Annotated in this window: 19 protein-coding genes and 3 pseudogenes; 9 read left to right on the forward strand and 13 right to left on the reverse strand. The window is 68.8% G+C overall.

Annotated features, from left to right (window positions below):
* Positions 1-111: 111 nt before the first annotated feature.
* The 3 genes from IEZ15_RS27605 to IEZ15_RS27615 are packed head-to-tail and all read left to right on the forward strand — an operon-like array spanning position 112 to position 2,996.
* Positions 112-1,263 (forward strand): 5-(carboxyamino)imidazole ribonucleotide synthase, encoded by a 1,152-nt coding sequence (locus IEZ15_RS27605; RefSeq protein WP_114244881.1) that lies wholly within the window; start codon positions 112-114, stop codon positions 1,261-1,263.
* Positions 1,260-1,799: a 5-(carboxyamino)imidazole ribonucleotide mutase gene (gene purE, locus IEZ15_RS27610; RefSeq protein WP_114244880.1), complete on the forward strand. Its 540-nt coding sequence runs from the start codon at positions 1,260-1,262 to the stop codon at positions 1,797-1,799. The genes IEZ15_RS27605 and purE overlap by 4 nt, the downstream gene beginning before the upstream one ends.
* A gap of 6 nt (positions 1,800-1,805) precedes the next feature.
* Positions 1,806-2,996: a dipeptidase gene (locus tag IEZ15_RS27615; protein ID WP_189279821.1), complete on the forward strand. Its 1,191-nt coding sequence runs from the start codon at positions 1,806-1,808 to the stop codon at positions 2,994-2,996.
* A gap of 49 nt (positions 2,997-3,045) precedes the next feature.
* Here the strand turns inward: IEZ15_RS27615 and IEZ15_RS27620 are convergent, their stop codons facing one another.
* Positions 3,046-3,405: a VOC family protein gene (locus IEZ15_RS27620; RefSeq protein WP_114244878.1), complete on the reverse strand. Its 360-nt coding sequence runs from the start codon at positions 3,403-3,405 to the stop codon at positions 3,046-3,048.
* Between the two features lie 95 nt (positions 3,406-3,500).
* On the opposite strand from IEZ15_RS27620, the gene IEZ15_RS27625 reads away from it, so the two are divergent.
* Positions 3,501-4,013, forward strand: coding sequence for a CGNR zinc finger domain-containing protein (locus IEZ15_RS27625; RefSeq protein ID WP_189279822.1), 513 nt, complete (start codon positions 3,501-3,503; stop codon positions 4,011-4,013).
* A gap of 23 nt (positions 4,014-4,036) precedes the next feature.
* On the opposite strand, the gene IEZ15_RS27630 is transcribed toward IEZ15_RS27625, so the two are convergent.
* Positions 4,037-5,380, reverse strand: coding sequence for a UDP-glucose dehydrogenase family protein (locus IEZ15_RS27630; protein ID WP_189279823.1), 1,344 nt, complete (start codon positions 5,378-5,380; stop codon positions 4,037-4,039).
* A 199-nt stretch (positions 5,381-5,579) separates the two neighbouring features.
* Here IEZ15_RS27630 and IEZ15_RS27635 point away from each other — a divergent pair, with 199 nt between their 5' ends.
* The gene (locus IEZ15_RS27635; protein WP_189279863.1) at positions 5,580-6,737 is read left to right on the forward strand and encodes an acyl-CoA dehydrogenase; all 1,158 of its coding nucleotides are present in this window, start codon (positions 5,580-5,582) and stop codon (positions 6,735-6,737) included.
* Between the two features lie 171 nt (positions 6,738-6,908).
* Here the strand turns inward: IEZ15_RS27635 and IEZ15_RS27640 are convergent, their stop codons facing one another.
* The gene (locus IEZ15_RS27640; protein ID WP_189279864.1) at positions 6,909-7,460 is read right to left on the reverse strand and encodes a hypothetical protein; all 552 of its coding nucleotides are present in this window, start codon (positions 7,458-7,460) and stop codon (positions 6,909-6,911) included.
* Positions 7,461-7,797: 337 nt separating this feature from the next.
* Between IEZ15_RS27640 and IEZ15_RS27645 the strand changes: the two genes are divergently transcribed.
* Complete coding sequence (locus IEZ15_RS27645) at positions 7,798-8,163, forward strand: nuclear transport factor 2 family protein (protein WP_189279824.1); 366 nt, start codon at positions 7,798-7,800, stop codon at positions 8,161-8,163.
* 71 nt (positions 8,164-8,234) lie between these two features.
* Here IEZ15_RS27645 and IEZ15_RS27650 read toward each other — a convergent pair whose 3' ends face one another.
* From IEZ15_RS27650 to IEZ15_RS27680, 7 genes and pseudogenes are all read right to left on the reverse strand, one after another.
* On the reverse strand, positions 8,235-8,708 hold the full coding sequence (locus tag IEZ15_RS27650) for a hypothetical protein (RefSeq protein WP_189279825.1): 474 nt from the start codon (positions 8,706-8,708) through the stop codon (positions 8,235-8,237).
* 106 nt (positions 8,709-8,814) lie between these two features.
* Positions 8,815-9,771, reverse strand: coding sequence for a hypothetical protein (locus IEZ15_RS27655; protein ID WP_189279826.1), 957 nt, complete (start codon positions 9,769-9,771; stop codon positions 8,815-8,817).
* Positions 9,768-10,352 (reverse strand): DUF6932 family protein, encoded by a 585-nt coding sequence (locus IEZ15_RS27660; protein WP_189279827.1) that lies wholly within the window; start codon positions 10,350-10,352, stop codon positions 9,768-9,770. The genes IEZ15_RS27655 and IEZ15_RS27660 overlap by 4 nt, the downstream gene beginning before the upstream one ends.
* 104 nt (positions 10,353-10,456) lie before the next feature.
* Complete coding sequence (locus IEZ15_RS27665) at positions 10,457-11,446, reverse strand: helix-turn-helix domain-containing protein (protein WP_189279828.1); 990 nt, start codon at positions 11,444-11,446, stop codon at positions 10,457-10,459.
* Between the two features lie 280 nt (positions 11,447-11,726).
* Positions 11,727-11,906: pseudogene (locus tag IEZ15_RS27670) on the reverse strand (ATP-binding protein); the annotation flags it as partial.
* A 25-nt stretch (positions 11,907-11,931) separates the two neighbouring features.
* Positions 11,932-12,759 (reverse strand): hypothetical protein, encoded by an 828-nt coding sequence (locus IEZ15_RS27675; protein WP_189279829.1) that lies wholly within the window; start codon positions 12,757-12,759, stop codon positions 11,932-11,934.
* A gap of 66 nt (positions 12,760-12,825) precedes the next feature.
* Positions 12,826-13,335, reverse strand: coding sequence for a SigE family RNA polymerase sigma factor (locus IEZ15_RS27680; protein WP_189279830.1), 510 nt, complete (start codon positions 13,333-13,335; stop codon positions 12,826-12,828).
* Between the two features lie 445 nt (positions 13,336-13,780).
* On the opposite strand from IEZ15_RS27680, the gene IEZ15_RS27685 reads away from it, so the two are divergent.
* The 3 genes from IEZ15_RS27685 (at position 13,781) to IEZ15_RS27695 (ending at position 18,265) form a co-directional block, all read left to right on the forward strand.
* Entirely contained in the window at positions 13,781-16,789 is a 3,009-nt protein-coding gene (locus IEZ15_RS27685; RefSeq protein WP_229846139.1) for a carboxypeptidase regulatory-like domain-containing protein, read from the forward strand.
* A gap of 187 nt (positions 16,790-16,976) precedes the next feature.
* Positions 16,977-17,453, forward strand: coding sequence for a hypothetical protein (locus IEZ15_RS27690; protein ID WP_189279832.1), 477 nt, complete (start codon positions 16,977-16,979; stop codon positions 17,451-17,453).
* A complete protein-coding gene (locus tag IEZ15_RS27695) occupies positions 17,450-18,265 on the forward strand; it encodes a class I SAM-dependent methyltransferase (protein WP_189279833.1) in 816 nt (271 codons plus the stop codon). The genes IEZ15_RS27690 and IEZ15_RS27695 overlap by 4 nt, the downstream gene beginning before the upstream one ends.
* A gap of 117 nt (positions 18,266-18,382) precedes the next feature.
* On the opposite strand, the pseudogene IEZ15_RS47215 reads toward IEZ15_RS27695, so the two are convergent.
* The 3 genes and pseudogenes from IEZ15_RS47215 to drmB all read right to left on the reverse strand — a co-directional run.
* A pseudogene (locus IEZ15_RS47215) lies at positions 18,383-18,532 on the reverse strand (LCP family protein); the annotation flags it as partial.
* Between the two features lie 68 nt (positions 18,533-18,600).
* Positions 18,601-19,344, reverse strand: a complete 744-nt coding sequence (drmC, locus tag IEZ15_RS27700; RefSeq protein WP_189279834.1) for a DISARM system phospholipase D-like protein DrmC — start codon at positions 19,342-19,344, stop codon at positions 18,601-18,603.
* Positions 19,341-20,258 (reverse strand): annotated as a pseudogene (gene drmB, locus IEZ15_RS27705) (DrmB family protein); the annotation flags it as partial. The pseudogene drmB and the gene drmC, both read right to left, overlap by 4 nt.
* Positions 20,259-20,274: the final 16 nt, after the last annotated feature.

Here is a 20,274-nt window from a genome sequence, read left to right on the forward strand (position 1 = left end):
GGGTTGCCTGTGGATGTTCTGTCAGGTGTGGCGATGCTGTGACGCGCCCCCCGCCGGGGCGGGCGGAGGGCATCGTCGGGCGACCCCCGGAGCGACGGATACCCTGGAGGAGTGACGTTCCCGGTAGTCGGTATGGTCGGCGGCGGTCAGCTCGCCCGTATGACCCACGAGGCGGGCATCCCCCTCGGCATCAGATTCAAGCTCCTCAGTGACACCCCTCAGGACTCGGCGGCCCAGGTGGTGAACGAAGTCGTCGTCGGCGACTATCGCGACCTGGACACGCTGCGTGCTTTCGCGCGCGGCTGTGACGTGATCACCTTCGATCACGAGCACGTACCGACCGAACACCTGCGGGCCCTGGAGGCGGACGGCATACCCGTACGCCCGGGACCCGATGCGCTGGTGCACGCCCAGGACAAGGGGGTGATGCGCGCGAAACTCACCGAGGTCGGCGCGCCCTGCCCCCGCCACCGCACAGTGAAGGACCCGGCCGACGTCGTGGCCTTCGCGGAAGAGGTCGGGGGCTTCCCCGTCATCCTCAAGACGGTCCGCGGCGGCTACGACGGCAAGGGCGTCTGGGTGGTCCGCTCCGAGGCGGACGCGGCCGACCCCTTCCGGGCCGGTGTCGCGGTGCTCGCCGAGGAGAAGGTCGACTTCGTACGGGAGCTGGCGGCCAATATCGTCCGCTCGCCGCACGGACAGGCCGTCGCGTACCCGGTCGTCGAGTCGATCCAGGTCGACGGGGTCTGCGACACGGTCATCGCCCCGGCCCCGGAGCTGGACGAGCGGCTCGCGGGCGAGGCCCAGCAGCTCGCTCTCCGAATCGCCTCCGAGCTCGGCGTCGTCGGCCACCTCGCCGTCGAACTCTTCGAGACCCGTGGACCCGACGGGCAGCCCGGCATCCTGGTCAACGAACTCGCGATGCGCCCGCACAACTCCGGGCACTGGACCCAGGACGGCGCGATCACCTCGCAGTTCGCCAACCACGTCCGGGCCGTCCTCGACCTCCCGCTCGGCGACCCGCGCCCGCGCGCCACCTGGACAGTCATGTCCAATGTGCTCGGCGGCGACTACCCGGACATGTACCAGGCGTATCTGCACTGCATGGCCCGCGACCCGCAGCTCAAGATCCACATGTACGGCAAGGACGTGAAGCCCGGCCGCAAGGTCGGACACGTCAACACCTACGGCGACGACCTGGCGGACGTGCGCGAGCGCGCCCGGCACGCGGCCGACTACCTGCGAGGAACGATCACCGAATGACTTCCCCCGCCTCCGCCGCGCCGGTCGTCGGCATCGTCATGGGCTCGGACTCCGACTGGCCCGTCATGGAAGCAGCGGCCAAGGCCCTCGACGAGTTCGAGATCCCCTACGAGGTCGACGTCGTCTCCGCCCACCGCATGCCGCGCGAAATGATCGCGTACGGCGAGCACGCGGCGGACCGCGGCCTCAAGGCGATCATCGCGGGCGCGGGCGGCGCCGCCCACCTGCCCGGCATGCTCGCCTCCGTCACCCCGCTGCCCGTCATCGGCGTCCCGGTCCCGCTGAAGTACCTGGACGGCATGGACAGCCTGCTCTCCATCGTGCAGATGCCCGCCGGTGTCCCCGTCGCCACCGTCTCGGTCGGCGGCGCACGCAACGCCGGCCTGCTCGCCGCACGCATCCTCGCCGCCCACGACAGCGAGCTGCAGGCCCGCATGGTCGAGTTCCTGCAGGAGCTGAACGACCAGGCGACGGAGAAGGGCAAGCGGCTGCGCAGCAAGGTCGAGGGCAGCGACTCCTTCGGCTTCGGGAAGTAGGCCACCGTGGACCAGCTGAAGCGGGCCGCGGAGCTCCTTGCCGAGTACCCCGTCGTCGACGGCCACAACGATCTGCCGTGGGCGCTGCGCGAACAGGTCGGCTACGACCTGGACGCTCGTGACATCGCCACCGACCAGTCCGCCCATCTGCACACCGACATCCCGCGGCTGCGGGCGGGCGGTGTCGGTGCGCAGTTCTGGTCCGTCTACGTACAGTCCGACATGGCGGGCGACGAAGCCGTCAGCGCCACCCTCGAACAGATCGACGTGGTCACCGAGCTGCTGGACCGCTACCCCGCGGACCTGCGGCGCGCCCTGACCGCCGACGACATGGAGACGGCCCGGACCGAAGGCCGTATCGCCTCCCTGATGGGCGCCGAGGGCGGCCACTCCATCAACAACTCGCTGGGCACCCTGCGCGCGTTGCATGCCCTGGGCGTCCGCTACATGACGCTCACCCACAACGACAACATCGCGTGGGCGGACTCGGCGACCGACGAGCCGGGCGTGGGCGGTCTCTCGCCGTTCGGCCACGAGGTCGTACGGGAGATGAACCGCACCGGCATGCTGGTCGACCTCTCCCATGTGGCGGCCACCACGATGCGCGACGCGCTCGACACCTCCACCGCGCCGGTGATCTTCTCGCACTCCTCGGCGCGTGCGATCTGCGACCACCCGCGCAACATTCCCGACGACGTCCTCGGCCGGCTCCCGGCCAACGGCGGCATCGCCATGGCGACCTTCGTACCGAAGTTCGTCCTCCCGGCAGCCGTCGCCTGGACCCTTGCCGCGGACGAGAACATGAGCGCCCACGGCCTGCACCACCTCGACACCACCGCGCAGGCCATGAAGATCCACGCAGCCTTCGAAGCGGCCAATCCGCGCCCGATGGCCACCGTGGCGACGATCGCCGACCACCTCGACCACATGCGCGAGGTCGCCGGGATCGACCACATCGGCATCGGCGGCGACTACGACGGCACCGCCTTCCTCCCGGAGGGGCTACAGGATGTCGCGGGCTACCCGAACCTGATCGCGGAGCTGCTCGGCCGGAGCTGGTCCACCGCCGATCTCGCCAAGCTCACCTGGCAGAACGCGGTACGGGTGCTGCGCGACGCCGAGGACGTCGCACGCGAGTTGAGCACGCACCGGGCCCCGTCCCACGCCACGATCGAGCAGCTGGACGACCGCGGCTGAGCCGGAGCTGTCGCGTGCGGGGCACCCCCAGGGGTGCCCCGCACGTTTTCTAAGCCGCACACAGACAGAACGGGTGCCCCGCAGGATCCGCGTACACCCGGAAACTCCGCTCCCGGTCCTCCGCATCCAGCACGGCCGCACCCAGCGCAAGCACCTCCCGCTCCGCCGCGTCCAGATCCGGCACGGTGAGATCCAGATGGAACTGCTGCGAGCCGTCCGGGTGCGGCCACCGCGGCGGTACGAAACCGGGCGCGGCCTGGAACGCGAGCGGCACGGCCGTGCCACCGGTCAGCTCCACCCAGCCCTCGTGGTCCTCGACCTTTCCGCCGAGCAGCCCGGCGTAGAACCCGGCGAGCGCAACGGGGTCGGGGCAGTCCAGAACGACGGCACCCAGTGTGGCGACAGCCATGGCACTTCCTCCTTCATACAGGGGTGGTTACCTCTAAGTCGTCCCAACAGGTAACCGTTACTGCATGCTGCCGCACTGGAGGTAACGTCGCAACCATGAATGAGAAAGATTCCGCGCCCGGTGGACTCGCGCTGATCGAGGCCCTGGTCAACACACTGGACATCGAGACCGGTGCGGACGCTCTCGATACGGCGGACGGGCGCGCCGCCTTCTTTCTCACCGAGCCGGACGTCCCGGACGCCCGCGTGCTGCGCGAGGCGCTGCGCACCGCCTGCCTCGCCCATGCCGGCCACCGCCCGCCGGACGGCTCCGCAGCGCCCCCGCTCGACCGGCTCCTCGCCGAAGCGCCCCTGCGCGTCACCGTGGACGCGGCGGGCGCCGCTTCACTGCGGCCCGCCGCCGAACCGGCCGGTCTGACCGCCCGTGTCGCGGCGGCCATCGCCATCGCGGCGGCCGACGGCACCTGGGCCCGGCTCAAGGCGTGCGAGGCCGAGGACTGCCAATGGGCCTATTACGACCGCAGTCCGGCGGGGCGCCGCCGCTGGTGCTCCATGTCAGTGTGCGGCGCCCGCGCCAAAATGCGCACCTACCGCGCGAAGCGCGGCTGAGACCGGTCCGAGGACCGGACACGTCAGGCTTTCGGACGCCCCATCGCCCGGTACGTCCAGCCGGCCCCGCGCCACTGCTCGCTGTCGAGCGCGTTGCGGCCGTCCAGGATTATCCGACGGGAGGCGACCTCGCCGAGCGCCGCCGGGTCCAGCTCGCGGAACTCGCGCCACTCCGTCAGATGCAGCACCACATCCGCGCCGCGCACCGCGTCCAGCGCCGAGTCCGCGTAACCGAGGGTCGGGAAGAGCCGCCGGGCGTTGTCCATGCCCTTCGGGTCGAAGACCGTGACCTGGCCGCCCTGCAGATGGATCTGCCCGGCCACGTTCAGGGCCGGCGAGTCCCGTACGTCGTCCGAGTCCGGCTTGAACGTCGCACCCAGGACCGCGACCCGCTTGCCGAGGAACGAATCGCCGCCCACGGCCTCCCGGGCCAGCTCCACCATGTGGCCGCGGCGCCGCATGTTGATCGAGTCGACCTCGCGGAGGAAGGTCAGTGCCTGGTCCGCGCCCAGCTCACCGGCGCGCGCCATGAAGGCCCGGATGTCCTTCGGCAGACAGCCGCCGCCGAAGCCGATCCCGGCCCGCAGGAACTTGGACCCGATCCGCTCGTCGTGCCCGATCGCCTCGGCCAGCTTCTTCACATCGCCGTCGGCGGCCTCGCAGACCTCCGCCATGGCATTGATGAACGAGATCTTCGTGGCCAGGAAGGAATTGGCCGCCGTCTTCACCAGCTCGGCGGTCGGGAAGTCCGTCACCACGAACGGCGACCCCTCGGCGACCGGCACCGCGTACACCTCGCGCAGCAGCTTCTCGGCCCGCTCGCTCGCCACGCCGACGACGATCCGGTCCGGGTGCAGGGTGTCCTTCACGGCGAAGCCCTCGCGCAGGAACTCCGGGTTCCAGGCCAGCTCCGCTTCCGCACCCACCGGCGCCAGCTCCGCCAGCCGCGCCGCGAGCCGGGCCGCCGAACCCACCGGCACGGTCGACTTCCCGACGACCAGGGCGGGCCGGGTCAGATGCGGTGCCAGCGACTCGAAGGCGCTGTCGACGTAGCTCATGTCGCAGGCGTACTCGCCGTGCTTCTGCGGGGTGTTCACGCAGACGAAGTGCACATCGCCGAAGGCCGCCACCTCTTCCCACGACGTGGTGAACCGCAGCCGTCCGGTGGCACCCTCGATGCCCTCCACATGCTTGCGGAGCAGCTCCTCCAGGCCGGGCTCGTACATCGGGACCTTGCCCGCGCTCAGCATCTCGATCTTCTCGGGCACGATGTCGAGGCCGAGCACTTCGAAGCCCAGTTCCGCCATGGCCGCGGCGTGGGTGGCGCCGAGGTAGCCGGTGCCGATCACAGTGATCCTGAGGGCCATGTAGTGCTCCTGGGAGATGCGGACAGACGTGCGGTGAACGAGCATAGTCGTGCCTCTGGAGGCCCGGTTTCCGGCTGCCTGCGCAGCTTCTCCCACCCCTGTCGTGAAGCTCACGCACGCATTGCATAGGCCATCGCGGGGGCGGAGCTCTAAAATCGGGTTACTTAACGGTAGTTAGCATCTTTGGGGAGTGAGCGTCTTGGCGGGTTCGACCGATTTCGACCTGTACCGTCCGGCCGAGGAGCACGAGATGCTCCGCGAGACGGTGCGCGCGCTCGCCGAGGCGAAGATCGCCCCGTACGCGGCAGCGGTCGACGAGGAGGCGCGCTTCCCGCAGGAGGCGCTGGACGCCCTGACTGCCGCGGACCTGCACGCGGTGCACGTACCCGAGGAGTACGGCGGCGCGGGCGCCGACGCCCTCGCCACGGTCATCGTGATCGAGGAGGTGGCCCGCGTCTGCGCCTCCTCCTCCCTCATCCCGGCCGTGAACAAGCTCGGCTCGCTCCCGGTGATCCTCTCCGGCTCCGAGGACCTGAAGAAGAAGTACCTGGGCCCGCTCGCCAAGGGCGACGGCATGTTCTCGTACTGCCTCTCCGAGCCCGACGCGGGTTCCGACGCGGCCGGCATGAAGACCAGGGCCGTGCGCGACGGCGACTTCTGGGTGCTCAACGGCGTGAAGCGCTGGATCACCAACGCGGGCGTCTCCAAGTACTACACGGTCATGGCCGTCACCGACCCGACCAAACGCTCCAAGGGCATCTCCGCCTTCGTCGTCGAGAAGTCGGACGAGGGTGTCTCCTTCGGAGCCCCGGAGAAGAAGCTCGGCATCAAGGGCTCCCCGACCCGCGAGGTCTACTTCGACAACGTCCGCATCCCCGCCGACCGGATCATCGGCGAGGAGGGCACCGGCTTCGCCACCGCGATGAAGACCCTGGACCACACCCGCATCACGATCGCGGCCCAGGCCCTCGGTATCGCCCAGGGCGCCCTCGACTACGCCAAGGGCTACGTCCAGGAGCGCAAGCAGTTCGGCAAGCCGATCGGTGATTTCCAGGGCGTCCAGTTCATGCTTGCCGACATGGCCATGAAGCTGGAGGCGGCCCGCCAGCTCACCTACTCGGCCGCCGCCAAGTCCGAGCGCCTCGACGGCGACCTCACCTTCTTCGGCGCCGCGGCCAAGTGCTTCGCCTCCGACGTCGCGATGGAGATCACCACGGACGCGGTCCAGCTGCTCGGCGGCTACGGCTACACGCGGGACTACCCGGTGGAGCGGATGATGCGCGACGCGAAGATCACGCAGATCTACGAGGGCACGAACCAGGTCCAGCGCATCGTGATGGCGCGGAACCTGCCGTAGCGGTTATTGCCCATAAGCGTCTGGCCCCCTGTAGCGCACCGGGGGCCAGATGCGTGTAGGCAGCCAAGACACCGCGCGAGATGAATCGGCCGGGCCGCAGACAGCAGGTCCCGTTTGTCATCAAACCCAGTCGGCCGACACGGGGGCAAGGTTCTCCCACAGGGCGCTGCTTCAAGACGCCATGACCCGGCTGCGCGGGGAGCGGTGACGGCGGTAGTAGGAGACGGTGACGGCGGCGAGTAGAGGGCCCCACAGGACCAGCGGTTGGTAGAGGATGCCGACCACGAGGTCGCCGGTGCCCGTCATGTCATCGTGCGGGTACGTCCACCACCAGGGAACATTGGCCCACATCACGGTCAGTGCCACTGCGCCGAGGGTGGCTGGGACGACGGCGGCCATCGGGCGCACGGCGCGTCCTCCGATCAGCGGTATCCAGCGCGGCACGACTTCGCCCCAGGGGCGCACCAGACCGATCGTCAGGAAGGCGAGAAGCTCGCAGACCAGGCTCAGTGTCAGCATCCAGACCTTCGCGCCGAGCGTCTCGAAGTCCGCGAAGCGCTCGTCCAGGTAGCCGGCCGGATAACCGAGCACCAGGGCGATCCGCCATAGCCCGCTCGGCAGTACGGCCAAGGTGGTCAGATGCGCGGCCCAAATTGCCCAACGGGGCGGCGGCGCAACGGAGTTTGCGGCCGTGGTGGCGTCCGGAGTGCTCATGCGACTCATCCTGCCGCCCCACCCGTCGCGTTCCATCAGCCTCTGCGCCTGCTCCGGTTGGTCCGCTGGACTGACCGCCTGGCCTGCGTGACCGCGCCGCAAGGCGGACCGACCATCAGACTTCGAGACGATGTGCGCAGCAAAGTCCTTCCGCGCTTGCTGAGTTCTGCCGACGACTGGGTTCAGTGACAAGCGGGCTGGATTCATTGGCGACGGACAGTAGAGGCAGTTGGTGATCAACCCCGCCATGAATGTTGACGGGAGACGACGTCATCGCCGGTGTCGCTGCTTGCGTTGCGTGAACTATTCGCTGTGACGTGACGAGGAACGTCCGTAGGGTTCGCGCATGGCAGACGAGAGTGAGCGGGCCGTTCAAGCGGCCATTGAGGCAGAGGTGCGGCTTCTCGACCCTGACGTGCGTGCTTCGCCGGCCCTGGTCTCGGAGCTCCTGGACCCGGAGTTCCTCGAGATCGGAGCGTCGGGGCGGCGCTGGGACGCGACGTCGATTCTCACAGTGACGAGTGACGATTCGGTGGCCCCCGAAGCTCCGGTCGAGGTCAGCGATATGTCGGGGGTCGTACTCGCTCCCGGCATCGTTCATCTGACGTACTTCGCCGACCACAGCGGGCGCCGAGTATGGCGGAGCTCCGTGTGGCGTCTGACGGAAGTGGGCTGGCGCATGTATTTCCACCAGGGCACTTTGACGAGCTGAGCCATCGGTGGCCACCGGGTCTCTTTACATGGGTCCGGGGGCTTTCGGACGGGCATAAACCCGGAGTGGAGTTACAGCGTGGGGCGTTGCTCGTCGAAGAGCTCATCGACACATGAGGCAGTGGGGGCATGGAGGAGCCAGCGGGTCAGGATGTCCATGTCGTCGCAGTTCGCGATGCGGCCGCGGGCCTCGTCGGGTACGTGGAGGCCGGTCTGTGCGAGGAGAAGCAGGACGCCCAGTGCCAGGCCTTGGCTGCGGCCTTCCATCCGCAGGCGCTGGGAAGTCTCGGAGCGGAAGAACGCGAGGTCGGTTTCGGCCATGAGATTTCGCCACGTAGTGACGGCGGGGCTTTCTCCCAGGCCGAGTTCCACGATTTCGGCGAGGAGCAGATTGTCTACCGGGCGTTCCTGCGGCTTCGGCTTGGTGCCTTCGAGGAGCGGGGCAGGCGGCTGGGGGACTGCCCTCGTGTCGGGAAGCGGGATGTCTGGTGTCGCCGACACCCGCGCATGGAATTCTGTGTTCGTTTCGTGCGATGAGTTGACCATGCGGAGAACGCTAGGAGTGGTACGCCATTGGCATATGCAGAATGTGACTGGTTCACACGTCGTAGTGAGGATGCGCTGAGGAGTTGACGTGACCGAGCAGCCCGCCCTATCGCGGCGCCTCGGGCGAGTTCTCTCCGTGGGGCGACGGCCCAGCCTCAAGGTCGAGAGCGAGTTCCTCGGCTGCCACCCCGAGGAAGTGGTACTCCGACACTCTGGTGCGGCCGATGGCATCCAACTTCCGCCGGTAGCGCACCCTGAAATGCACGTTGTCTCCCAGAGCCAGACGCATGCGTACGAGCTGTTCCGGTTCGACTCTCACGTCGTGTGCAGGGGCGTTCTGGGCCAGGCCCGACTTCACTTTGACTACACCGCTGCTGCGGAGCTCAGTGACACGTCCGGAGATCGTGAACTCCTGATCGTCGTCGCGTGTCGACTGAAGCCGTTTGGCGTATTCGACTCCTCGTTGAGTCAGACTGGCCTGACGCATGCCGCCGTCCGCCGCGTACCAGGTCAGGCCGAGGTTCAAGCGGAAGCGCTCCAGGGCCCCGGACAGCGCGTCCACCGAGTCGAAGAGCTGTGCCCACTCGCGCACGTCGCTCTCGTCCTCCAGGGCAGTGAGAAGGCGCACGAACGTACGCACTCCCTTGTCTGCCGCTGTCGGTGCAGGACCGCCGAGCGTCCCTGTATCAGGCGATACCGACAGGACGGGACGAGCGTGCACGACCGTACTGCCTCTCGAGAGCCCGGTGACCTCAAGTTCGACAGGTGTGCCTGCGGCCTTGGACACAGCTTTCTCGACCGGGTCGAGAAGTGCGTTGCCCCACTGAAACCGCAGTGCTCCGCCTTCGGCCTCCGGTCCGGTGAGGCGGAGACACAGTTCTTCCTGGAGGGTGGCGCCCGGCTGGTACTCCTGCATGGCTTCGAGGCGGCTTCTGCGGTGGTCCGCTTCGATCTCCGTATCGCTGCGTTCCTCGGTGCCCAGCTCGTCCAGGAGCCTTGCGGTGGCCTCGGGGTCCTGTGCGCGGGCCGCGCGCATGCGTTGGCGCCAGATGCTCTCGCTCACAGTCGCACCTCCAGGTAGCCGCGAACGGGCACGGCACTCGCCTCGGTGGGGGCAGGGTCTCTTCCGTCAGGAAGGCGGCATCGTTGCCACCAGTCGTCCCAGATCCCACGCTGCATGAAGTATGTCCGGTCATCCTCGACAATGCTTTGCATATCGAATACCGACGCAACGGGGCGGTATCCCACTCTGAGGGGCGAGACGCCGAACCTGCGCAGGATCTGGTCCCTGCTCTTGAACGCCTCGGTGAGCCACTTGGAACCTGGATTCCCTTTGACCGCCATCTCTGCGGTTACGTCGATGAACATCGTCGCGTCGATGTTTCGGGGCTCAGGCTTCGCACTGACGAAGCTGCCTCCCAGCCACACCCGATGGATCAGAGGTCGGCCTTGCAATTTCTGCGGGTAGCTGTCCTCCAGCACTCCGAAACGGTTGAGGTACTGCTCGAATCCTTTCCATAGAGTGGTCCGGCTGCTTGAGCACTCGAATGCTGGACTGCGTACGAGCAAGTCCTCGGCTTCCTCCATGGTCACCGAAAAGCGACCAGGCGGCAGCAGGCCCTCAGAAGTGAAGTCCGGCAGCACAGATTCCCCCGTCACGCACTCTGTCCGATGCTGGAAATGTTCACGAACGGCTGCTCACTCTCTCGCGGCAGGGAAAGTTGGACAACGTGGACGCCTTGCCGTGTTCAGCAGGCCATGGGCCACTGACTCTCCTCGGCGGAAGATGCACTCACCTCGACGCGTTGCTGGTCCGTGCGGCAGTCGCGGCAGTGGCCGGGGCGGCGGGAGCGGAAGGCGCGGTCGCAGTGGTCGCAGTTCTGGAGCGGGATGACGATGACACCAGGGCGTGCGGGTGCGAGGTCCTGGGCTCCCGGCAGCGGCGGTGGCAGGAGCGCCGTGATCCGGTGGCGCAGAAGCTTGGCGGGGTGCTTCAGGAGGTTCGGGAGGTCGGTGGTGAGGGCATGGCGGATGGTGTCGGGGTGGGCGTCGCGTTCGAGCCAGGTGGCGACGCCGGGGGCGAGGGTGTGGATGTCGCGCTCGGAGAGGGTGAGTTGGGGCGTGTGGCGGCGAAGGTCGGCGAGGAGCGCGGTGGCCACGCGCTGAAGCTCCGGCGTGAGCTCCTGTGGCTGGGGGAGCGGCGGAGGCGGCGATGTGCGCACGGTGGGGGCCGGTACGGGTGTGGGCTGCGGCTGCGGCGGTGGTGTGGGCGCCGGGGGTGGTGCGGGGCGCGGTTCGGGAGCGGTTACGCGCGGCGGTGGTGTGGGCAGCGGGGCCGGCTCGCTGGGAACCGCCCGGGGCTGACGGGTTGTGCCCGGCTGGTTGTACGAGACGGTGCGGGTGACGATGCGGCCGTCGGCGAGGCGTACGCGGCTGCGGTGGAGGTAGCCGTGGGCTTCGAGCTCACGCAGCGTGGCGGCGATGCGGGTCTCGCTCTCGGGGAAGCGTTCGGCGAGGTGCTTGATGCCGATCTTGGCTCCGGCGGGCAGCGACTGGATGTGGGCGGCGAGCCCGATCGCGGTGAGGGAGAGTCCGCGGTGCTGGGCGAGGTGGTTGCCGATGACGGTGAAGCCTGCGACGTGCCGGACGTTGATGTGGATGACACCGGATGACGGTGTGGCGTCCCCGGGTGCGGGGGACAGGGCGCACGGGGGCGCGGTAATCTGCGGGGTACCCATCGGGAAGCTCCGTACTTCCTCGGTGGTCAGGCCCTCGGTCGAGACTGCAATCTCGTCGGGGGCCGTCGCATGTCTGCAGTTGTCGCGGCGAGCATATGCCAGCCAACCCGTATGAAATCCAGCCCAGTTGCCCTATGTCACCCGCGCGAGTGACGGAGGCGGGGTGGGGTTGGGTTTGGGTGGGGAGGGTGATTTCCCCAGGTTCTTTAAAGCTTTATGCGTCGTGGGACGTGGCGACGTGGCCTACCGGGTCGTGGGTCTCCGCGACCCGGTGAAGCGGTCACGGTACGAGGCTGAGTTCGGCCCGGATCGTCTTGCGCGGGACAGGCCCGAGGGCGATGCCCCAGCGGTCGGCGAGTGCCTCGACGATGAGGAGGCCGCGCCTTGATTCCGCGTCGTCGGCGGGGGCGGACGCGGTGCCGGGCGTGGGAGGTAGTTGCTCGCCCCGGGTGTCGGTCACCCCCCATTTTCGGCAAGGCAACGGGTCAGCCGACGGCACCGAGGATCGGCGCCCAGGTGGGTCCGGTGAGTGCGGCCACCGCCTGCTTCTGGGAGAGCGGGGGAGCGTCACGGGTCGGCTTCTGCCTGTTTCCGCTACCGAAGTCGCCGGCGGTGTTCCACTGCACCATCTGAAGCTGGGCGCCGGTCGACTTCAGGGTCACCGTCGTCGTCCAGCGGTGAGCGATGTCGGAGTCGGGGACGGGGTCGGCACCAATCGGCTGCCTTTGTGCGATCTTCTCCGACATCACCAGGGCTCCGCCGGGAAGCGCGGCGCTGCTCGGCAGCTCGCTCAGCTCGCAGGTGTCGCCGACCTCAGCACGCCCGGTCGTATCGTCGCAGTTCAGCCCTTCGCCGTCCCTGAGTGGCAGCTGGAGCCGCAGGGCCGAGACACCGACGTTGGCGGCGCCGTGCCCGTCGTTGACGTCCGCTCCGCCGTTGGCGACCCACCCGCCGGACGGATTCGAGGGGTCGTTGCTCTGTCCGTCCTCCCGGCCGAACCGGCTCCCGGGGAACGTCTTCTTCACAGCGTCGATCATCTGGGTTCCGGTGATCGCGGAACGAGGCTTCGCCAGCGCCACCGTTTCCATGTTGGATCCTGCGGAGCGAATCCCGGCGAGTGCGCCGGGGAGCACCAGGCCGGCTGCCGCGATCGCGGCGCAGGCGCCGACCCCGGCGATGACGGCGGCGCTGCGCCGACGCCGACTGCGGCTCCGCCCGCGCTCGACGGCTCCGCTCGTGAGCGTGGTGAGATCGGGTGCGAGGGAGTCGGTCGTGCGGTCCAGGGCGTGTGCGAGGTCTGCTTCGAACGGCATGCTGGCGTCACCTTTTCTGTCACTGATGGGGATTTTGCGGTGGGTTCGACCTGTGCGCACCGGTGTTCAGTGCGGAACCAGGTCGGACAGGCTGTCGCCGAGCAACGCGCGCACCCTGTTGAGTGCCCGGGTGCCCTGGGAGCGGACCGCGCCGCTGCTCAGCTTGAGCATCTGGGCGGTCTCCTCGATGCTGCGGTCCTCCCAGTAGCGCAGCAGCAGCAGCACCGCCCGTTCCCGGGGCGGCAGTTGGCCGAGCGCGTCCAGCAGGGTGAGCCGCAGTGCGGCGTCCGGTCCGGCCGCCGCACTGTCGGGCATGTTCCCGATGGGGCGCTCGCCGGTGCTTCGCCGACGCCGCAGGGTGAGGGAGGTGCGGACCAGAACCGTCTGGGCGTAGGCCGCCGGGCTCTCTGCTCTGGCCACCCGCTTCCAGTGCACGTACACCCGGCTGAGGGTTTCCTGGACCAGGTCCTCGGCAAGATGTGTGTCGCCGGCCGCGAGGACGTACGCCGAGCGGTACAGCGTCTTCGCCCTCGCGGCCACGAACTCCAGGTACTGATCCTCCTGTGCTGATTTCACTCGGCCCCCGCCTGTTCTCTTGTTCCGTGATCCCCGTGCATACCCCTCTTGACTACGTGGGACGGCAGAATGTCGCGCGCGGCAGGAGCACCTTCTTTTCCACCGCTGCCGCGCCAGCAGTGTTCCGCGGGGGTCGGAGGCACATGCCCGGGATGACGGCGGCGACGCTCAGGAGCAGGCGGTGGTAGGGAACCACGCGTTGGGGAGGAGTCGCGTCATGTCGTGTATCCGCCCGCCGCGGAGGCAGTCTTGTCGAGAGCATGGCAACGATGTTTAGTTGTCGCGGCGGATGAATCCATCTGCTGTCGACCGAGAACCAGCGCACGGGTCGACCCCAGCTCAGCTGCATGGGAGTCACACATTGCGCACTTCGAGGCGTTCCAGACCGGCCGCGCGGAGGATCTCCGCGCGACTGGCCGCATTCACCGCGGCGGCTGTCGCAGTCATGGCTGCGGGCTTACCCGTCGCCCAGGCTGCCACCGGCGCCGAGGCAGCCGCTCCGGGCACCGTCGCCACCGCGACGCATCCCGGGGGCGGTCTCGCCGCCTCCAGCGTCGGCTCGCACGGCGAGATCTCCGGCGCCGTCACCGACAGCTCAGGCAAGGCGCTTTCCGGCGCCTCCGTCGTAGCCGGAATCTACCGGTCGACCACCGACGCCCAGGGGCACTACAACCTGACGGTGCCGCCTGACACCTACAAAATGGCCGCGTACGCCTACGGGTACGCGCCCAAGAAGGCCAACGGCGTCGTCGTCGACGATGGCACCGTCACGATGGACTTCGCGCTGGACGCGGTGGCCCGGCAGACCGTGACCGGTAAGGTGACCGACGGCTCCGGCCACGGCTGGCCGCTCTATACGAAGATCACCATCGATGACGTGCCCGGCGCCCCGGTCTTCACCGACCCGTACACCGGCGCGTACAGCGTCGACCTGCCGCAGGGCGCCGACTACACCCTGCGCTTCACCTCCGTGTACCCCGGCTACGAGGCAGTCACCAAGCAGGTGACCGTGAATGACGCGGCGCAGACCGTGAACGTCGCGGTCCCGGTGGACGCCGAGGCGGCCACGGCGCCCGGTTACCAGGTCAAGCGGTCCGGCCCGACCCAGCCCTTCGACTCCACCGTCGGCGCCCCCGAGGGCTGGAGCGTGGTCAACGCCGACGGCACCACCGGCGGCTGGTCCTTCGACGACTTCGGTAACCGGGGTAACAAGACCGGTGGTTCCGGCGCCTTCGCCATGGTCGACAGTGACAAGATCGGCAGCGGCAAGAAGCAGGACAGCTCGCTGATCACGCCGGTCATCGACCTGACCGGCAACGACAACCCGCAACTGGAGTTCGACACCGACTACAAGAGCTACACCAACCAGAGCGGCAACATCGACGTCAGCACTGACGGCGGTGCGACCTGGACCAACATCTGGAACCGCACCACCACCCTGACCGGCCCTGCCCATGTCGAGCTTCCGCTGACCGACTACGCCGGGAAGCCCGGAGTGCAGCTGCGGTTCCACTTCACGGGCAGCTACGGCTACTGGTGGGAACTCGACAACGTGTTCGTGGGCAAGCGGACCTACGAGCCCGTCACCGGTGGTCTGGTGGCCGGTACCGTGAAGGACGCCAACACCGACGACGGCGTCGTCGGCGCCACTGTCGTCAACACCGACGCCCCGCAGGACAAGGCCACCACCGCGGCCACCCCGGACGACCCGGCGCTCGGCGGCGGTTTCTACTGGATGTTCACCTCCAAGACCGGCAGCCACACCTACACCGCCTCCAAGTCGAAATACGCCGACCTGGCCAAGACGGTGAACGTGGCACCGGACAGCACCACCCAGGCGGTCTTCAACCTGAAGGCCGGCAAGCTGGCGTTCACCCCTGGCTCGATCGACAAGACGGTCGACTGGGGCAAGAAGGCCACCCAGAACCTGACGGTGAAGAACACCGGCGGTGCGCCTGCCAGCCTCACCCTGGGCGAGCGGCCGGGCGGCTTCACTCAGCAGGTCAAGGGCGGCGCGCCGCTCAACCTGGTGAAGGGCAACTACTCCCCGCTGGCCCTCAGCAAGGGCAAGACCTCGGATGCGGCTCCGGCGGCCAACGCGGCCGGTGACGCCTGGCAGCCGGTGGCCAACCTGCCGACCGCTGTGCAGGACAACGCGGTCGCCGTCTACGACGGCAAGGTGTACTCCGCCTTCGGCTACACAGGCAGCGAGGACACCAACGCGCTGTACGCCTACGACCCCGACAGTGGCTCCTGGACCAAGCTGGCCTCCGCGGCCGACACCCGCGAGGGCACCCCGGCCCACGGCTTCATCGGCGGCAAGCTGTACGTGGTCGGCGGCTGGGGTGCCGACGGCGACCCCGACGCCAAGCTGGAGGTCTACGACCCGGCGTCGAACAGCTGGTCCACCAAGGCGTCCTCGCCCAAGCCGTACGCCGGTTCGGGCAGCGCGGTGCTCGGCGGCAAGCTGTACGTCGTCGGCGGCTGCACCAGCAGCTGTGGCACCACGGACGCCACGGTCTACGACCCGTCGTCGGACAGCTGGTCCCAGATCGCCTCCTACCCGGAGCCGATCTCCTGGCAGTCCTGCGGCGGCATCGACGGCAAGCTCTACTGCGCCGGTGGCAGCGGCGGCAGCAGTTCGACCAAGCACGCCTACGTCTACGACCCGGGCGCCGACAGCTGGTCGCCCGTCGCCGACATGCCCGCCGACCTGTGGGGTTCGGCGTACAGCGTGGGTAACGGCAAGCTGCTGGTCTCCAGCGGTGTCGTCAACAACAGCGCCGCCATCACCAACCAGGGCTACGCCTTCGACCCGGGCACCGGCAGCTGGACCGCCCTGCCCAACGCCAACACCAGCGTCTACCGTGTGGGTGCTTCCTCCGGCTTCTACAAGGTCGGCGGCAACCCCGGCGGCAGCTCGACGCCGCCGGTGTCCACCGTCGAGGTGCTGCCCGGCTACGACCAGGGCGGCGAGTCCTCGGACGTCAGCTGGCTGTCCACGAGCAAGGACAAGGTGACACTCCAGCCCGGGGAGAGCACCACGATCACCGTCGGCCTGGACGCCACGGTCCCCGAGGTCACCCAGCCCGGCGACTACACCGCGGCGCTGACCGTCCAGACCGACACCCCGTACTCGGTCGCCGACGTCGACGTGAAGATGCACGTCAACCCGCCGAAGACCTGGGGCAAGTACGCCGGCACCGTGCTGGGCGCCGACGGCAAGGGCGGCACCGCGCCACTGGCCGGGGCGACCGTCCAGATCGACAGCTGGGCGAACAGCTACACGCTGCGAACCGCCAAGGACGGCAGCTTCGCCCTGTGGTTCGACGTCCGCAACAACCCGGTCACCGTGATCGTGGCCAAGGACGGCTACCAGCCGGTGGTCACCACTGTGAAGCTCAAGAAGGGGGAGACGACGACCGGCAACTTCACGCTGAAGAAGGCCTCGTGACCCTGCTCTGGTGAAACAGCGCGGGCCGGCCCCTCGGGGCCGGCCCGCGCGCTCAGCGGCCCATGGCCTGCAGGAGTTCCTGCCGCTGACCGACGAGGTCGACGCAACGTCGACTCCAACGAGCAGCGGTGGACCGGGGCCACTCCTGATCGCTGCACGGCAGCCGCGTCGCGTACCTTCCACGTCCATGACCGATATCGACAAGCTCACCGGCCTGTTCACCGCGCTCGGCGCCGACGACGCCGCGGGCTGGGCCGACTCCGAGGCCGAGGAGAACATTCCGCAGCTCGCCCGCTACCGCTTCCTGCGGATGGTCTGGCAGGACATCGACGGGTGGAGCACGGCGGCCCCCGACTGGGTCGAGGCCTACCGGAAGGACGGGCTCGCGGGCGGCGCCGTCGGGCGGGCGCTGGCTCTCGGTCTGACCCCCGGCGACCTGGGGGAGATAGCCCGCGAGGTGGCGAAGGAGACCGCGTTCGGTCTTCTCTACGGACTGGCCGACCCTGCCGACGGCGACCTTCCGCCCGAGGTCGAGCAGCAGCTCCCCGGCTGGTGCCTGGCGGAGCTGACACCGCAGGGCGAGCCCACGGGGCGGATTCTGGACGCGCTGTACGAGGACCTGGACGAGGTCGAGCCGCAGGGGCCCGCGGGAGGCGTGCGATGACCGCGTTCGATGTGAGCGAGCGGCGGATCTGGGAAGGGCGGGCCGAGAGCTACGCCCGGACCTTCGCCCGGCTCTGCGCCCACACGGTGCCCGCCCTGCTGGATGCCGCCGCGGTCGGGCCGGGCACGCGGATGCTCGACGTGGGGTGCGGCAGCGGCAGCGTGACGGCGGCGGCCGTCGGGCGCGGTGCGCTCGTACGGGCCACGGACGCCGAACCCGGAATGGTGGAGCTGACCCGGCGTGCCGTGTCCGGGGTCGATGTCCGGTGCGGCTCGCTTCCGCAACTTCCTTATGAAGACGACGAGTTCGATGCCGTCGTGGCGAACTTCGTGCTCAATCACGTCGGCCGGCCGCTGGACGCCCTGGCCGAGATGCACCGGATCACCCGTCCCGGCGGCCGAGTCGCCGTCACCATCTGGCAGGCGCCGGGCGCCCCGGGTCAGGCGCTGATCGGGCGGGCCGCCGAGGCGGCGGGGCTGACCCGGCCCCGGTGGCTGGCCACCGTCGACCCCGAACACAACTTCCCGCGCACCCGGGAAGGGCTGTGCACGCTGCTGGAGGTGGCCGGCCTCGACAGCGTACGGAGTGAGGCGCTGGCCTGGGACCACCGTGTCGGGGCGGAGGACTGGTGGGCCGGGCCGGCCGCCGGTGTGGCCGCGATCGGGCAGCTGGTCAACAGCCGGGGGCCGGCGGGGGTGGCCGCGGCCAAGCGGGAGTACGACGCGCTGTGCACCGAATTCGCGGCGGACGACGGCCGGTTGGCGCTCCCGCATGTGGCGTTGCTGGCCCGGGGGAGCAGGCCGGGAGGGTGACGGCGGGGACGGGCCGGATCCCCCCGGCCCGCGCCCGGCATGGGGCAGGGCCCGTACGGCGAACCGTCCGGGCCCTGCGTGCGTCGGCCACCAATTCGCGTCTGCCGTCAGTTGTCGCAGATTGCCGTTGATGGAGCCCGAGATCGGCATGTTCATCGACGTGCCGTCGCTGCCCGTGACGTCCTTCATGGCGAAGAACATCTGCCCCAGGGACCACAGCGACGCGGCGTTCAGCTTGGTGTACCGGCCGCGGGCCGGGTAGAGCTTCGTTCGGCCCCCGACAGCAGACTGAGGGCCAGACGTGTGTATGCGGCCAAGAGACCGCGCGAGATGAGTCAGCCGGGCCGTAGATGTCGGGCTTCCGGGCCCGTGAGCCAGTGCAGGTGGTCGACCAGTCGGCCGACTGTCCTCCTGTCGCGCAGGATGACGCCGATCTCCACGTTGTCGGTGAGGGCGCGACCGGTGAGGTTGGCACTGCCCAGCAATGCGATGCGCCGATCCGCGGCTATCACCTTGGCGTGCAGGCTGCTGCGGGCGGAGTGGTCCGCACGGTGCCAGATCCGGATATGGTCCCTGAGAGGACCGAAGGCGCGGGCAGCCGAGGTCGACTCTTCCAGGAGCAGATCTATACGGACGTTACGCGCGGCAGCTGCACGGAGCTCCGCCACTATCTCCGCGATTCCGTACGCGGCGAAGCTCGCTATGAGCAGTGACTCGTGGGCAGAACGTATGACTTCGATGGCGATGCCGCTGGTGAGGCGGACGGGGATGGCGGAGCTCGTCGGGCCGCTCACGACGAGCTCCGCAGGTGGCTCCTTTTCTTCCTCGGCTGCCGCCGCCGTGGCGAGGGACAGTGCGAGGGCCGTCCCAGGGAGCTGAGGGGCCTCGTCCTGCCACGTCTTCCGTACTGCGCTCAGCTGGGCGGAAAGGCCGGCTGCCGGGTGGTCGGCGGACCACCGGTCGAGCAGGGGATCCGCCGGGCTGTCAGCCGTGCGCAGGTGGTGCTGCAGGTCGGCCAGCCGGTCTGCCGGGAGGCGCTTGCCGAGCGCCGCGAGAAGCCTGGGCAGCCGGCCGGTCATGACAGGAAGGCGCCGAGATCCCCGGCGAGGGTCTCGACGAGGAGTGCGCGGTCCAGGTAGTGGTTGCCGCGTTCGCACGACGTCTCGGCGGCGAAGAGGCAGGCATGACAGGCAGCCCCGTGCAGACGGCCGTGGACCCGGGGGTCGTGCTCCGCACACATCGGGTCGGAGCTGCAGAGCCGGGCCTCCTCGATTGCCTGGTCGATGACTGGCCCGAGCCGGTCCTTCCTGCCCAGGGAGACCAGGCCTCCCAAGGTGCCCTCGCTGTCCGGCGCCGCAGTGTAGAGAAGGATGCCGGCCATGGGGTTCTTGCCGGAGCGGGCGTATACGCGCTCCGCGATTCCGGAAGCGCCGTAGCCGCATTCCAGAGCGAAGCCTCGGATGAGGACATGCGCGAACGTATGAAGGAGTACGTAGCGGATGCCGGGCCACTGGGGTTCGAGTCCGCGCGCCAGGCACCAGGTCACGTGTGCGGCCTTGAGGGCCTTCTCGCGGGCGATGACTTCCGGACGCTTCTCCCACTCGTCCAGGCGCTCCTCGCGGAAGGCGAGGAATACACCTTCGCCCCGCAGCTCGGCGCAGGGAACCCAGGACGGCGGCTCCCTGGTGAGAGGTGCCGCCTGGACGGTCGGATCGTCATTGTGGTCCAGCGGAATCCACTCCGGGGCGTCGATCCGGGTGAAGCCGGTGAGTGCGGAGACTTCGCGCAGACGGTGAACGAGGATGACCCGCTCCAGCCATCGGTCTGCGGTAGCGGGCACCTTCTCGGGCTCGGTGGTGAAATCCGGCAGCTCGTAGCGGTGAGGTGCGGTGAACGCTTCCCATTCGGGCGTCGCCAGGTCAAATCCCTCGTCGTCAGGGACGGGATTTCCGGAGGATGCCGCCGAGGAGGCGGCAGCCTCGTCGGTAACCGCCTTCCAGACCTTGTCC

Source organism: Streptomyces atratus (genome assembly GCF_014648655.1).
Taxonomy (GTDB): domain Bacteria; phylum Actinomycetota; class Actinomycetes; order Streptomycetales; family Streptomycetaceae; genus Streptomyces; species Streptomyces atratus.